Raw genomic sequence first — 14,257 nt, 5'->3', positions numbered from 1 at the left:
GAAATAGCTAATTAACCAAGGTTTTACCCCACCCTAACCCTCCCCTTATAAAGGGGAGCAACTGCGTTGGGCGGCTTCGCCGACTTGAAGCATGTGGCGTGAGGGAACTAGATTTTCCGGTTTCCCCCCAATATATCGGGGGGATTAAGGGGGGTAATTCGATTTGTGTGTACACCGTAGGCTCTTCATGAGGGGAGACAAAGCTTCGCTTTGGCGGGGTGGGGTTCTTGGGGTGCAATGACTGTGGGAATCATAACTAATTATAGGGACATGATATCAAATCAAACGGTCGCTAGGAGACGGAGACGAAGATAAATAACTTTTGACTACAATCTTTAGTTTGCTTTTAGCGAGAGGCTTTTATGAATTTGGCTCTCTAACTCAAGAAAAATTTTCCAGAGATTGGATCTTGTTTGAGGGATTGAATAAAATCTCTCAAAGTCATCATGCTGCCGGTTAACGTGAACTTAGGAGTACCATTTTGAGCAACGATTCTCACCTCACTGTCTTGGATCTGAATCTTATTTTTAATAATATCCCATAGAGCATCGAAGCTCTCATCATCCTTACAACCATTCGCTTCCAGGAATTTTTGGCGTACTTCTGTTTTTAGTGCCAGTGCTTCTGCTGCTTGAGTACGCGCCTCAAAGTGCTTAACTACATCTTCATAGGTACTTTCTCTCAGAGTTTTGTTTTCAGCCAGAACTTGTTCTAACTGAGTTTTGATGGCTTTCAGTTGGGATGCTAAAGCGGCTGATTTTTGATATTCAACTTTTAGGGCTTGCTTTGCATTGGCTAACAAGGCTTTATAATCTAGCTGATCTTGATTTTTTTCGGATTGCATTTTTATCTCTCGATCAACACATTTTCGGCGATCAACTCTCGTCAGTTATATAACAAAACTGGCGAGAGCTTAGTAAATATTGTCTGTGTTATCTGAGCGTCAGCTATTGCACCAATAATGGTGATTCAGAGTGAGGATTCTCCTGAATACTACTCAAACTAGAACTAATGTGGGAGCGGATAGCTCGTTCATAAACACTAGTCTGCTGAGTGCGTACCCCTACAGCCTGATATATTAAGTTAACTTCCGGGAACTCAGACCAATACATCAAAAAGATGTCTTTAGCTGGAGTAATAATTTCATAATTATTCTCTTGTCTTTTCTTTCTAAGTTTACAATTATTTAGTTGTAATTTTTGTCTGAATAGTTTTTCAAATTCTAGAATTAAATCTGAAGTAGTTTTCATGGTTAATACACGTTAAAACGTGCTAATTATGCAAAGACTATCTGGTGATATTACTAAGTATGACACTTCAGATACCTCTTACAATATAGTGTATCAGTTATCGGGTATTTGAGAAGGGTATTCAGAGGCAGGGTAACTTGTTGGTGTAAACTCTCATAGAGAAGTCGGCTGTGCGATCGCTGCAACCTTTTAATCAAGATTTTTATGGTACAGATATACTATTTGCTAACTTATACTTACTAAAAGTTTAACCGCTTGTAATATTACGTCAGTATAGCTAGTACAGCAGGAAGTTTGCCTAGCTCTAACCAGTTGCTCAAAACAACTTGTCTGCCTATTGTCTGCTGAATTGAGATGGTAAGTGGATTTACGCGCTCACTGTACTAGTTAGTAGAAACACCTTGTATAATTACACCACTAAATCATTTTTTGAGTCAAACTTTACCAGGTATTCACTACCCAATACTGTTCGGTTAAGGCAAGAGACGCGATGAATCGCCGTCTCTACAATCTACCTACAGGCTACAGCCTGGGACTTCAAGACCCTCTGCAAAACTGATTAATTCTAAGTACTCTGGATTTTCCACCAGCTTTTTAGCAGCTAGCAATCCCGCAATGCTCCAAGTTTGATAAATTCGGGCTTCTTTGCCAATTAAACGACCATTGTTGCCATCGTAATATTCCGGGAATTTATCTCTAAATAAACGCCTTTCGGCAATAGCGATCGCTGCTTGAGCAAGTTCTGTTCGACCTGCTTTTAGTGCCGCACCAGCAAATAACCACAGCAAAACAGGCCAGTTACCGCCGTTGTGATAAGACCAAGCCCTGTTTTTAGAGTCACATCCTGTAACAATTCTCCACTCTAAACCTTCTAAAGCGGGAAAGCAAATTTTAACAGGCATATAGCCGATTAAGTCTTGCCAACGTTGGGCGAATAAATTCATAATGCTTTGAGATTCTTTTTCGCTTGCTAAGGAAGTTAAAATTGCCATCAGATTTCCCAGAGCAAAAAAGCGAAAATCTATCCGTCCCGGCCCCAGATTTCCAGCTAAATATCCTCCAGCTTCGGGCAACCACTCGGTCAACCAACTAGGAATTGATTCTGAGTTGATGTTGAATTTATTAACAATTTCTTTACCAAATTCGTTATCTTTGTAACGATAGATTTCCCCCAATCGCTTCAGGTCTAGCCAATAATAGTTGCGGATATGATATTTCAAAGATCCCAATCGCCTATTGACTTTGCCAAGGTAGCTATCGCCATTTTCATCTGGTAACAGCAATTCACCAGCAGCCCTCAAAGACGCGTAAAATAACACCTGAATTTCTAAAGGATGTTCGTAAACTCCCATGCGACGGTCAATCATAAACGCGCCATCGGGAACTAACATTGTTGGGTACATGGAAAACCGATGTACTAAGCAAAGATCCAAAATTAGTTTGATTCCGGCTTGAAAATCTGGCTGACGCGCTAGTGACAAATCGCCTGTAGATTTTTCATAAGCTCGTAACAAGAGAATCCACCACATACAAGAATCAATCGGGGGAACACGAGCGATCGCCAGTTCACCAAAATCAGCGACCAAAAATTCCTCATTCCCCTTAGAATGTACTTTGAAACTGGCAGGCATTAATCCCGCTCCTGGTTCAAAGCAGTCTATCTGCTTTTCATGACTTTGTAATTTCAGTGTTTCTACCAAGAAGTTACGCACAATCTCTGGTTTCCCATACATGAGAAACACCAAGGCAGAAGGGACAAAATCGCGGAGGAAGCACTGGTCATAATTGAGTGCATCTGCCTCCGCATCGTGGGCGGCTACAGTCCCAATGGGTTTTCCTTGGTAATAAATTACGGAATCTTCCAATAATTCCCAAGCTTCTGTTTCCATCTGACTGTTCTTATCGATCGCGCTAGTCATGGGCGTTTAATTCCACTAATGGTATGTATCGGCTTAATTGTGGAAAGTACGCAAGCCTTATCTCAACGGGGGGGCAGGGGAAAATCACCTCATCAGTAACTGCTGTAGAGCAGAGCCTCTCCAAGAGTTGGGTCGAAGTGTCGAATCCCCTTTCTGCTCCCTGCTCCCTGCTCCCTGCTCCCTGCTCCCTGCTCCCTGCTTCCTGCTCTATCCCCCTTGCCCCCTGCTCCCTGCTCCCTTGCCTCTTTTTCAAGCTGACCAAGATTCCCGGAAGTCAGCATATAGAGTCAATCCACCATCTACAAATAGCGTTTGTCCGGTGATGTAGGCGGCTTCATCCGAAGCTAAAAAAGCTACTGCGGCTGCCATTTCTTCAGAGGAGCCAGCACGCCCCATTGGGATGTGACTTTCCACGATCGCCTTTTTTTCAGGATCGTCTATCCAGGCTTGATTCATTCGCGTGATTGTTGCTCCGGGGCCAATGGCATTGACACGAATACCTTGGCTTGCATATTCCAAAGCTAAAGTTTTGGTTAGGTTTTCCATCCCGCCTTTGCTAATGGAATAACTGATATACATCGGTCGCGGAATAATTTCGTGAACGCTGGAAATATTAATAATCGCTCCTGGACGATTAACAGACAGGAGGTGTTTAATAGTTTCACGGGCGCAGAGATAAGCACCCCGGAGATTGACTGCAATTACCCGATCAAAGTCTACTGTGGTAACTTCGTGGGATGGACTTTCTGTTTGAATGCCAGCATTATTAACTAGAATATCTAAACTGCCAAATTCCTTTACTACGGTGTTGACCATCTCAATAATGTCTGATTCTTGGGAGACATCACCCTGAAGTAGCAGCGACTTCACACCACAATTTTCGATATTTCCGCAGGATTTTTGCAATACCATCTCTTCCGTGTCTGCCGCGGCATCAGGGTCTTTACGGTAATTGATGGCGATGTTGCACCCTTCTTGAGCGAGTCTGATAGCGATCGCCTGACCGATACCTGAAGTTGCACCTGTAATTAAAGCATTCTTTCCTTTTAAGCCTATCATATTTCCTCCCGAAGCTGCTTGATTTGAATTTGCACCAGTCAAACAATTGTGGATTTTAGATTACTCTTTTCCATATTTAAGGCTGGTACTGTCAACCCCCATTGGAGGGAATTTAAAGTTAAAAATAAGTATCTGATAATTTTGAATTTCTGAAAACAATTCTCAAAAATCAGGCTACAGATTCAAGAGATGGAAATTTATATTGCAAGAATAAGGCATAGGTAGGACTGCTCGGACGTTGTTGCCAGTGTCCCATAAAACCAAATAGCGAAAAATCCTGTCCCAGTGCGTAATTGGTACGCGCTCCAGTAAAGATTGTGGCGTTGGTTGCTCCCAAAGTAGCGATCGCAATCAGCACACTGATAAACAAAGCTCCCGGTTCACCCCAAAGAGAGCGCATTAAATCTGCCGCTACTGCTTCTGACTGTGCCATGTTTGCTAATCCCAGTCCCCGTAGGTAAGCCAGATTGATTAGCAGATAAATGGCAGTGATTATACCAATACTCCACATTAGCGATCGCACAATATTACGTCGTCCATCTTGAATTTCTGCGGAGATGTAAGCCGCCTCATTCCAACCACCGTAAGATAGCAACACAAAAACCATCGCTAGTCCCCAGGTTCCCGATGATGCAGATTCTACAGGAGTGGCAGAATTGGGAATGGCGGTAAGCCCAATAATTACTACCAGCAACAAACCTAGAACTTTCGCAACACTCAGCAAGTTTTGTGTCCACTTACCCTGTTGCAAACCAACGATGTTCAAAGCAGTTAAAAGTGCGATCGCTATGGCTGCATATATAGAAGACGAAAATGTGCCTAGCCGCCATAGTTGAGAAATATAATCACCAAAAACAAATGCCAAAAGAGCAATGGAACCAGTTTGAACCACTGTCATCCGCGCCCAGGCAAATAAAAAGGCGACTCCCCGCCCAAATGCACGTTTCAAATAATAGTAGACACCACCAACGTCGGGATAGACAGTGGCCAACTCTGCATAACACAGTGCTCCTACCAGAGATATCACACCACCCATTAGCCAAAAAAGCAGTACAGCAATATCGCTACCTGCTTGACTGGCCACTAAAGCCGGGGTTTCAAAAATCCCCGCTCCAATGACAATACCGACAATTAGAGCCACTGCGTCTGGTAATGTCAGGGATGGTTTGGGTGTTGCTACTTCATCTGATGTTGTCTGATCGAGCAAATTGAAGTTTTTACGTCTACTCACATTACTTCCTTATTAGTGTTGAGTTGGGACTTTTGGCTTTGTTTTACAGTCTTTGTTCAACAGAGGAATCATCTATGTACTCCAGATTTGGGAACTCACGATTCAATAAGACCTTAAATCACTGTTTTACCTGTACTTCTATGGTTAACAATAAATGTGACGAGAAAGTGACAGTCAGCAGTGATACAGCAGATTGCAAGTTATATTCATCTGGTTACATTAAGATTAACCTCCCTGCAATCGCTCTAAATTCTCTTGCTAGACAACATCATTCTGCAAATAGAGTAAGAAATCTGAATTGGTAAAACGTCTTCCACTAGTGAGATTTATAGTCATCTAAAGAATGATTGACTCATAAGGGGTAATCGTGCCTTGTTTGATTAAAAAACTGATACTGCTATGCGTAATTTTTATACCGCAAACGTTTCATTGATTTAAACCCTGCTGTACTACAGACAGCGATCGCTCCATAGTTTCGATTAAGTATGGATGCACATCTATGCGCTGTTAATTAATAAATAATGTATCAGCTTTTTAGCCCTAATTCTTTAGTATCTGCTACTGGGAAAAAGTAAAATATCTATTACTTCACCTACTACCAAACCCAATACAGCTAGAACAGTTATAATCCAAAATGAATCTAGTTTATTGCAGCCAGAAAATCGCATTTCCAAATCAGCTAAAAGCGTAGTGGCTAAGGGGATAATGAAGAGCCTTAATAATATCGACCAAGTTGCTACCAAAGCAATTGATATACTTAAAAACAAGATGACAACTAAAGTTTTCGAGCCAAACTCAACTAAACGCTCGAACCAAGAAAAGCTCTTTCGTACTACAGCTATAACCATAGCAACAACAAAAGCTCCTACTAACCAAATAATATGATTAGCAGCAAGATACCATCCCAGGAGAATGTAAGCCAATAAGAGTAATACTAAAGGCATCAAAGGAATCCTGTTAAAAAATTCCATATTCATACTGCCAAGGCTTGTAAAAATACCAGGTTAATCTCTTAATTCTATTCAAAAAATGTTACTACTAAAACTTGTAAATATACCAGCTTTGCTCAGGATATTTCTCTATCTATAGAGCCGTTCGCGTAGCGTCTCGCAGAGAAGTCCGCCTACGCGGACTCAAAGAATTTGAAACCCACGGAGGTGGGTTTTGTTTGTATAGCCAAGCCAGTGCGGTCTTCTCCCTTGGCGCTAGCCTCTCCCTTTAGGAGAAGGGGAGACGCCAAGGCGATAGCGAGTCCGCGAGCGTCTGGGGGTTTTCCCCATGAGCAACCGGCGCGCGAATTCCATTCGCCAGGACAGGTGTGTTTTTACACTCATTGAGATACTCCCGACATCAGGTCAATTGGAGTGCGAAGGGACTTCCAAAAAATAAAATCAGCAATAAATAGAATAATAATCAATTAAAAAAATGGGAGAAAGGAGCAATCAATGGCTGCTTCTCTCTCCCACAAGTTTCTACCAATATTTCTTTGTCGCTACTAAATTCAAAACATTTATCCTAAATCAAAGGGTTTAAGACCCCTACCTCTACAGGTAGCGCCAGTTTCAGGCGGGGTTTAAATCCCCGTCTAAAAATGTCTTTAATTTTGAATTTTGTTAGTGCAGCGTTAGCGAGTCCGCGTTCGCTTTTAGCGTCTCGTAGAGAGCGTCATTTTGAATTTTGAATTGTTAATTGTTTGTATGCTTTAGCCCAAGATTGAGTCTGAATCAAGTTCCCACTGATGTTTGAGCAATTCTTGATAAGTCGTTTCTCGAATTATCATCTGCTTATAGAGCATAAGCAAAAACTCTTGAGCTTGTTCGCGGGACATCTGCTCCACTTGGTCCGCAAAAGTTCTAAGGCTAAATTCTTGTTCTAAGGATAATGTAATGGGTTGATTCATCGCAGTGTCAATCGCCCAACTAGGCGAAAACTAAAGGGTCAATGTTGGCAATCTTGAGAAGAAGCTTTCATATCTAGCTGCCGTTAGCAGTAATACACTCATCAAGCGACCTACTGGGTATTCCCTTACTTAGCGGTGTCAAACCTAAATATGAACTTCTGTTAACAAGTATAACAAAATATTTACAAAACTGAGATGATGGCATATTAATGCTTTAGTACATTTTGTGTCACTGATCCCCCAAATATTCGAGTCATCATTTGTCATGAATCCTTACACTATCCTTAATCAGACCGGACTTCAGCGTGTTAGTGATGGCATGACCCGCCCCCTACTAGAAAATTGCGAGACTGCCTCATATATCCTTGTTTTAGTCTGGCCCCAACTTGGAGATTTTGATAGTCTTGAATATGCGTGGTGGTTACAGCGCGAAGCTAAGAAATTGTCAGATGAAAAACTCGCTATTCGTGCGGTGGGAATAGGTAATCGCGCCTCTGGAACAAGATTCTGTGAATATACAGGATTTCCACCTGAAAATTTATTTGTTGAACCTAATGGAGAACTACATCACCAACTCAAACTTTATTCAGGTCTCAATCTGACTCTGGCTGGACTTTCCCCCGCTCAAAAAGCTTGGCTAAATCTAGTGTTAATGTGTGCAGGGTTTGGAAGTCCTGGAACGCTAAGAGAAGTTTTTCGGGGATACAGAGGAGATCGTCAAGCCCCTCAACTCATTGAAGATGATGAAATTATTCAAGGTACTCCTCTACCTGCTTTTCAAGGCTCGTTTTTCAAATTAGCTGGCGGAAGTGGGTTTCAACGTCCCTTTGAATTAGCTACTCTACGGCTACGGAATATGGTAGAAGTTCTCAGCAATTGGCATACTTATGTACCTAATTCTGCCTACTTAACTCAGCGTGGTGGAACTTTTCTGTTTGATACCAAAGGCCAGTTACTTTACGAACATCGAGATCCAGGAATTCTGGGCTTTGCTGCTAATATGAGTCAGCCCCTATCATTTTTATCCTCGATCGAAACGGATAGCTTTACTTCAACTCACTAATTCCTAAACCTTGTCTACCTTGAGAACCGTAGTTTTGTAGGTTGGGTGCAGCGATAGCGTAACCCAACATAAAATTTGGTGGTAACGTTGGGTTGCGTTTCACTCCACCCAACCTACATAAATATATCTTTTAAAAAACTCTAGGTTTCAACATAGATCAGGTTTAATTGCTATAGCGGTTCTCAGTTGAGTGAAGTACAAGAACCCCACCCCCAACCCCCTCCCCGCTCTTGGAGAGGGGACTATGATGTACCTCATGTGATTAGTAAACGCTATATTTCAATAATATCTAACACAACAAAAGTTTGAAGAAGAATTCAGAAGCGGAGCCGGAAATGATCTGCCTCCGGTCAGAATCAAGACGCTTTGCATAGCTTGATTCTCTGTAATAGTACGCGGACTTACTACCGCTCCGCTACCAGTAGGGCATACCCTGCGGGATCTCGCTACAAACCCGCCATTGATTGAAAACAACTAAATCTTCTCTTTTAGAGACGCTGTTCGCGTTTGATTTAGTGGGGGTTTTAAACCCTCTTGTTCAGGCGCTACGCAAATAGCAGACTCAGGCTATGCTGAAAATCGAGATAAGTGAGGACTTTCTAACGAGGCTTGAATTTCATTTGTGCGAAGTGGTCTTCCAGTAGGAAAATAGATGAAGGAGTAGTAACCATCAAGCTATATGTTTGAAATTATGGTGTTAAATCATTTCTTGTTAAAAGAGCCTGCTTCGGTATCTCATCAACACTCCGAGCACATCAATCTACTTTTGTAAATCTAAAATCTGCTCTAAAAGAAGCTCTAATGGGTGTAAAAGTCATAATAATTCGTAATTGATAATGACGCTTGCTGACTCGCTAACGTAATTCGTAGTTGTAATCACTGCTTGCTCTGTACTCTTAATTACGAATGACAAATATAGCAAGTAAGGATAAATAAAATGTCATTTATTATGCAAACTTCTGGAACTCTTACTGGTTTAGATATCTTGGTAGTTGAGGATGATGATGATACTCGCTTTTTTATCACTACTGTCTTGGAAATGGATGGAGCAACAGTTATAGCAGTGATATCAGCAGCAGATGCACGTAATGTATTGTCCGAATTGCAACCCGATGTTTTAATTAGTGATATCGGGTTGCCTGGGGAGGATGGCTACACTTTCATTTCCAAACTCCGTGCGCTTAAACCAAATAATTCTGGACGAGTCCCGGCTATTGCTTTAACAGCCTTTGCTGATAGTGAGGCTCGTATTCGTGCCTTGGAAGCTGGCTTTGACACTCATATATCTAAACCCATCGCTCCAGAAGAACTAGTTGAGATAGTAGCTAATTTGGTTGCTTCTTGTCATTGGTAATTATTCTCATCGGTCTTGATAATCTTCAGAAGACTTTGGATCTAACTCCCAGCGATCGCCATCACGATCCTCTAAAATATCGTTGGTATGCAGAAACTCAGAATCAGCCATTTCTAGCCCCACTGCTGCTTCTAAGTCCTCTGTGACATTTTTATCGGGAGTGGAAGTACTACCACCAACAGCTTCATCTCCAACTGCATCTGCATCTTGCCAATAAGCATCAACATCCCCACCAGTCAGTTTCGGACTAGTTTCTGTGTACTCGTCTCTTTCATCCTGCATGGAGCGTCCGCCAATATTGTATCCCGGCAAGTCTTTTACACCAGTACCGTAGGATTCGGTAATCTCTTGTGGCAAATCATTACTTTTAATTTTGTCATTATGATTTTTTTCTGCCATGATACTAGCCCTTTTCTGCATTCTCACAATAACGTTTTCTTGTCAGCAATTTGTCTAACTAGAGATGTATAACTTATAAAATAATCTATCCCCTGGGTACGACGCTAAACTAGCGATCGCGCCATAAGATTGTAGCTATGAATTCATGGTCAAGGAACTTGTAGTTGAAGTTATGAGTTAGAAGTTATCCAACCGAAATTATTCATTAGCGAAGTTTTAACTCATAACTATTTTTTGTTCGGCAAAAATAAGCAAACACAAACAAAATTTTAAGTTTAGTATTTTAGATTAGTATTCATATTTCTAATTACCTAAATGCTAAACAATAGAACACTCAAAATTATTTGAGTAAAAGAGGCAGATAATGCGGATAAGTAATTCAAAATCATTTATTCAGTAAAAATTCTGGCTGTTTAACTGTCTTCATCGAGAAATATTTTTGTAACTAGTTAGAGACTAGAGAAATAAAAACGTAATACCATTTATGACTGAACATAACAATCACTCCGGTAATAAAAAAGTCGCTATCCTCATTGAACAAGCAGTAGAGGATGCAGAATTTACAGTTCCATATAATGGATTCAAACAAGCAGGAATGGAGGTAGTAGTCCTTGGTTCCCGAATGAATGAAAAATATAAGGGTAAACGCGGCAAACTTAGCATACAAGCCGACGGTACCACAACGGAAGCGATCGCAGCTGAATTTGATGCAGTAGTGATTCCCGGCGGTATGGCTCCCGACAAAATGCGACGGAACCTTAATACAGTACGTTTCGTACAAGAGGCTATCCAACAAGGAAAATTAGTCGCTGCTGTTTGTCACGGGCCACAAGTTTTGATTGAAGGTGACTTGCTCAAAGGCAAACAAGTCACTGGGTTTATTGCTATTGCCAAGGACATGATTAACGCTGGCGCGAATTATTTAGATGAGCCGGTAGTAGTTGACGGGAATTTGATTACATCTCGCGAACCTGGAGACTTGGCAATTTTCACCACAGCTATTTTGAGCCGTTTGGGTTATGGTGGCAAAGATGCTGCATTACCAAATGAGAAAGACACAAGTGCTGAATGGTGGAAGCTTGCAGATGCTTGGGGTGGCTCAACTAAAGGTGATATCACCAGAGGCTTAAATAATGCTCTTGCTGGTGAACGTTATTCGCTAGAAGCATTTGAAAACTACTTGCAAAAGGAATCAGATAACGAAGTTAACTTAGTCTTTCAAGAAATAATTACTAATAAACAGCGCCACATTCAAAAACTGGAAACCTATCTTCAGTTATTGGGCGAAAAACCTTCTTTAGGTGCAAATATTGCCAATCAGTATGCCAAAGTCAAAACTGCCATGACCGGAAGTGATGACATATATCAGTTACGTTCTGCTTTAGGTGATGTGCAAACTGGTATCGGCGATATTGGCAATTTGTCTGCGATGTTTACCGACCCAGTAGCAACTGCTATTTTCAAAGAAATTTACCAAGATTTATTGAAATACGAACAGCGATTAGCACAGTTATATCGGGCACGGATAGGCGGTCAGATTCAGCCTCCTAAGCCGACTACAGGGGCTGCTGTGTCAATGTAAGGTTTTTTGAATGTAGACGGCTACCGAAGAGGCGCAAATAACACACAAATAAAAAGAAGAGGGTATTTGCGCCTCAATGGTGAATTTACAGTAATGGAGATAAAAAGAGTGACTTCAACATCAGGGGATAAATCAAGTACAAACCAGCCAGAAGCTAGTGAAGTAGAGCGTTGGGCATCCCTTATCGGTGGTGGTGCGATGGTGCTGATGGGTTTAAGGCAAGGTTCATTGCGAGGAGCGCTGACGGCTTTAGCTGGTGGCGGTTTGGTTTATCAAGGTGCAACCAAGCAAAGCACAATCCAGAAAGCACAGGAAGCAATCGGTCTAAACCAGCCCATCAAAGTTGAAAAGACGGTAACTATCAATAAATCGGCAGAAGAATTGTATCGCTTCTGGCACGACTTTGAGAATTTGCCTACATTTATGAAGCATCTCAAATCTGTCAAGGTGTACGACGAAAAACGTTCTCATTGGATTGCCAATGCACCTTTGGATAATACAGTAGAATGGGATGCAGAGATTCTCGAAGACCGAGAAAATGAATTTATTTCTTGGGCTTCTGTAGAAGGTGCAGACATAGATAATTCTGGTTTTGTTCGCTTCAAAAAAGCACCAGGCGATCGCGGCACTGAAGTTAAGGTGGTTTTGGAGTATAACCCTCCCGGTGGAGCGTTGGCAGCTACCGTAGCCAAACTTTTTGGTGAAGAACCAGAACAGCAAATTGGCGATGAATTGCGCCGCTTCAAGATGCTAATGGAAGCAGGCGAAATTGCCACAACCGAAGGTCAACCTTCTGGACGCAGCTAGTTATATGCCCAATGCCCAATAACTAATAACTATGAAAGCAGTCTGCTGGAACGGTGCTAATGATGTGCGGGTACAGTCGGTACCAGATCCGACAATTCTCAACCCGCGTGATGCAATTATTAAAATTACTTCCACGGCGATTTGTGGCTCCGACCTACATATTTATGGCGGCTATATTCCCACGGTGCAACAGGGTGACATTATTGGTCACGAATTTATGGGAGAAGTCGTGGAAGTTGGTAGAGGAGTCAACAATTTAAAAATAGGCGATCGCGTTGTTGTTCCTTCCACCATTGGCTGTGGTAATTGCCATTATTGCCAACGTGATATGTGGTCTTTGTGCGATAATTCCAATCCCAAAGGTTGGATTGAAGAAAAATTATTTGGCAATATTACCTCAGCCATTTATGGCTACTCCCACATGTTAGGTGGTTATGCAGGCGCACAAGCAGAATATATCCGTGTGCCTTTTGCTGATGTGGGTGTCGTCAAAGTTCCGCCAGACTTGCCGGATGAGATGTTGTTATTCATCTCCGATGCCATTCCCACAGGTTATATGGGCGCAGAATTATGCGATATTCAACCGGGTGATACTGTAGCCGTTTGGGGTTGCGGTGCTGTTGGACAATTTGCCATGATTAGCGCCTACATGATGGGAGCCGAAAAAGTGATCGGTATAGATCGCTTTCCCGAACGCCTGGAAATGGCGAAAAAGTTTGCCAAAGCAGAAGTGATTAACTACGAAGAAGTTAATGCTGGCGAAGCGTTGAAAGAGATGACTGGTGGTCGTGGCCCCGATGCTTGCATTGATGCCGTTGGTTTAGAAGCACACGGTGTTGGTTTAGAAGACTTCTACGACCAGACAAAACAAAAGCTCAGATTGGAAACCGACCGTCCCCACGTTCTGCGGGAAATGATGGTCGCCTGTCGTAAAGGCGGGACTCTTTCAATTATGGGTGTTTATGGTGGTTTTGTTGATAAAATGCCATTTGGTGCAGCTTTCAATAAAGGTCTAACTTTTAGGATGGGACAAATGCATGGACAAAAGTATATGCACTTGTTATTGCAGATGATTTTGGATGGAAAACTCGATCCATCCTTTGTTGTCACCCATCAATTGCCTCTAGAACAAGCACCCCACGCCTACCATATCTTTCAACAAAAACAGGACAACTGTATTAAAGTTGTTCTTAAACCCTGAATGGCAAATAGTCATTTAATGTTTTGAATTGTACACCCAACATAATGCAATTGAGGTTTTTTATGAATCGAGTAATTTCATGGCTGCGGAATATTCGCATTTCCCAAATCCTTGTAGTTTTCCTAGTAGGATTTATGTTTTTACTGGGTCAGGCTTTTAGCTACGTTGATGTAGCCCAAGCTGATGTGACAACTCCAGAGGGTACTTATTATAAAGGAGTACCAGATGGGAAAGGTGAGATTAGAAACGATACCACTACCCAAATCAAAAATACCCAAAATCCCATAAAAGGCGCTGTTGATAATATCCGCGAAAAGTTAAACTTGGATGAAAAACCTCCTGAAGCGACAAAAGAGTTTCTTAAGTCTGCAACAAATAAAGTTGAAGAAACAGTTGAGCCAGTGACTGGAGAGAAACAAGGTTATTACCATAATTCTCCTAAAAAATAACTGAGAAATAGAACCTGAGCTTCTAACAACTTTTGAGTCTCAA

At 41.8% G+C, this 14,257-nt stretch carries 13 protein-coding genes and 1 pseudogene; 6 read left to right on the top strand and 8 right to left on the bottom strand.

All coding sequences use genetic code 11. The features are described from left to right. Positions 1-376 precede the first annotated feature (376 nt). The 7 genes and pseudogenes from CDG76_RS20630 to CDG76_RS20595 form a co-directional block, all read right to left on the bottom strand. Positions 377-844, bottom strand: a complete 468-nt coding sequence (locus CDG76_RS20630; protein ID WP_094350803.1) for a hypothetical protein — start codon at positions 842-844, stop codon at positions 377-379. A 103-nt stretch (positions 845-947) separates the two neighbouring features. Next, the gene (locus CDG76_RS20625; RefSeq protein ID WP_094350802.1) at positions 948-1,250 is read right to left on the bottom strand and encodes a hypothetical protein; all 303 of its coding nucleotides are present in this window, start codon (positions 1,248-1,250) and stop codon (positions 948-950) included. Between the two features lie 515 nt (positions 1,251-1,765). Then, positions 1,766-3,169, bottom strand: coding sequence for a glycoside hydrolase 100 family protein (locus CDG76_RS20620; protein ID WP_223265308.1), 1,404 nt, complete (start codon positions 3,167-3,169; stop codon positions 1,766-1,768). A gap of 249 nt (positions 3,170-3,418) precedes the next feature. Then, the gene (locus tag CDG76_RS20610; protein WP_094351066.1) at positions 3,419-4,228 is read right to left on the bottom strand and encodes a glucose 1-dehydrogenase; all 810 of its coding nucleotides are present in this window, start codon (positions 4,226-4,228) and stop codon (positions 3,419-3,421) included. Positions 4,229-4,430: 202 nt separating this feature from the next. Then, positions 4,431-5,459 (bottom strand): annotated as a pseudogene (locus tag CDG76_RS20605) (APC family permease); the annotation flags it as partial. A 548-nt stretch (positions 5,460-6,007) separates the two neighbouring features. Further along, the gene (locus CDG76_RS20600; RefSeq protein ID WP_094350800.1) at positions 6,008-6,436 is read right to left on the bottom strand and encodes a hypothetical protein; all 429 of its coding nucleotides are present in this window, start codon (positions 6,434-6,436) and stop codon (positions 6,008-6,010) included. Positions 6,437-7,161: 725 nt separating this feature from the next. Continuing rightward, positions 7,162-7,359 (bottom strand): NblA/ycf18 family protein, encoded by a 198-nt coding sequence (locus CDG76_RS20595; RefSeq protein ID WP_094350799.1) that lies wholly within the window; start codon positions 7,357-7,359, stop codon positions 7,162-7,164. Positions 7,360-7,624: 265 nt separating this feature from the next. On the opposite strand from CDG76_RS20595, the gene CDG76_RS20590 reads away from it, so the two are divergent. Then, entirely contained in the window at positions 7,625-8,422 is a 798-nt protein-coding gene (locus CDG76_RS20590) for a peroxiredoxin-like family protein (RefSeq protein ID WP_094350798.1), read from the top strand. Between the two features lie 937 nt (positions 8,423-9,359). After that, positions 9,360-9,776: a response regulator gene (locus tag CDG76_RS20585; RefSeq protein WP_223265307.1), complete on the top strand. Its 417-nt coding sequence runs from the start codon at positions 9,360-9,362 to the stop codon at positions 9,774-9,776. Positions 9,777-9,782: 6 nt separating this feature from the next. Here the strand turns inward: CDG76_RS20585 and CDG76_RS20580 are convergent, their stop codons facing one another. Beyond that, positions 9,783-10,175 (bottom strand): DUF6335 family protein, encoded by a 393-nt coding sequence (locus CDG76_RS20580; protein WP_094350796.1) that lies wholly within the window; start codon positions 10,173-10,175, stop codon positions 9,783-9,785. A 484-nt stretch (positions 10,176-10,659) separates the two neighbouring features. Between CDG76_RS20580 and CDG76_RS20575 the strand changes: the two genes are divergently transcribed. From CDG76_RS20575 to CDG76_RS20560, 4 genes are all read left to right on the top strand, one after another. Continuing rightward, positions 10,660-11,757 carry a DJ-1/PfpI/YhbO family deglycase/protease gene (locus CDG76_RS20575; RefSeq protein WP_094350795.1) on the top strand — a complete coding sequence of 366 codons (1,098 nt, stop codon included), beginning with the start codon at positions 10,660-10,662 and terminating at the stop codon, positions 11,755-11,757. Between the two features lie 108 nt (positions 11,758-11,865). Then, on the top strand, positions 11,866-12,564 hold the full coding sequence (locus CDG76_RS20570; RefSeq protein ID WP_094350794.1) for an SRPBCC family protein: 699 nt from the start codon (positions 11,866-11,868) through the stop codon (positions 12,562-12,564). A gap of 31 nt (positions 12,565-12,595) precedes the next feature. Next, positions 12,596-13,765: a zinc-dependent alcohol dehydrogenase gene (locus CDG76_RS20565; protein WP_094350793.1), complete on the top strand. Its 1,170-nt coding sequence runs from the start codon at positions 12,596-12,598 to the stop codon at positions 13,763-13,765. Between the two features lie 62 nt (positions 13,766-13,827). Continuing rightward, a complete protein-coding gene (locus tag CDG76_RS20560) occupies positions 13,828-14,214 on the top strand; it encodes a hypothetical protein (protein ID WP_094350792.1) in 387 nt (128 codons plus the stop codon). The last annotated feature ends 43 nt before the right edge of the window (positions 14,215-14,257 follow it).

Origin of the sequence: Nostoc sp. 'Peltigera membranacea cyanobiont' 210A, from assembly GCF_002246015.1 — a bacterium.
GTDB lineage: Bacteria > Cyanobacteriota > Cyanobacteriia > Cyanobacteriales > Nostocaceae > Nostoc.
Note: the sequence above shows the minus strand (reverse complement) of the source record. Positions and strands in the feature narration are given on the sequence as shown.

Excerpts from the sequence above, each read along its gene's own strand:
- CDG76_RS20630 (WP_094350803.1), bottom strand. The coding sequence starts at position 844 with ATGCAATCCGAAAAAAATCAAGATCAGCTAGATTATAAAGCCTTGTTA.
- CDG76_RS20625 (WP_094350802.1), bottom strand. The coding sequence starts at position 1,250 with ATGAAAACTACTTCAGATTTAATTCTAGAATTTGAAAAACTATTCAGA.
- CDG76_RS20620 (WP_223265308.1), bottom strand. The coding sequence starts at position 3,169 with ATGACTAGCGCGATCGATAAGAACAGTCAGATGGAAACAGAAGCTTGG.
- CDG76_RS20610 (WP_094351066.1), bottom strand. The coding sequence starts at position 4,228 with ATGATAGGCTTAAAAGGAAAGAATGCTTTAATTACAGGTGCAACTTCA.
- CDG76_RS20600 (WP_094350800.1), bottom strand. The coding sequence starts at position 6,436 with ATGAATATGGAATTTTTTAACAGGATTCCTTTGATGCCTTTAGTATTA.
- CDG76_RS20595 (WP_094350799.1), bottom strand. The coding sequence starts at position 7,359 with ATGAATCAACCCATTACATTATCCTTAGAACAAGAATTTAGCCTTAGA.
- CDG76_RS20590 (WP_094350798.1), top strand. The coding sequence starts at position 7,625 with ATGAATCCTTACACTATCCTTAATCAGACCGGACTTCAGCGTGTTAGT.
- CDG76_RS20585 (WP_223265307.1), top strand. The coding sequence starts at position 9,360 with ATGTCATTTATTATGCAAACTTCTGGAACTCTTACTGGTTTAGATATC.
- CDG76_RS20580 (WP_094350796.1), bottom strand. The coding sequence starts at position 10,175 with ATGGCAGAAAAAAATCATAATGACAAAATTAAAAGTAATGATTTGCCA.
- CDG76_RS20575 (WP_094350795.1), top strand. The coding sequence starts at position 10,660 with ATGACTGAACATAACAATCACTCCGGTAATAAAAAAGTCGCTATCCTC.
- CDG76_RS20565 (WP_094350793.1), top strand. The coding sequence starts at position 12,596 with ATGAAAGCAGTCTGCTGGAACGGTGCTAATGATGTGCGGGTACAGTCG.
- CDG76_RS20560 (WP_094350792.1), top strand. The coding sequence starts at position 13,828 with ATGAATCGAGTAATTTCATGGCTGCGGAATATTCGCATTTCCCAAATC.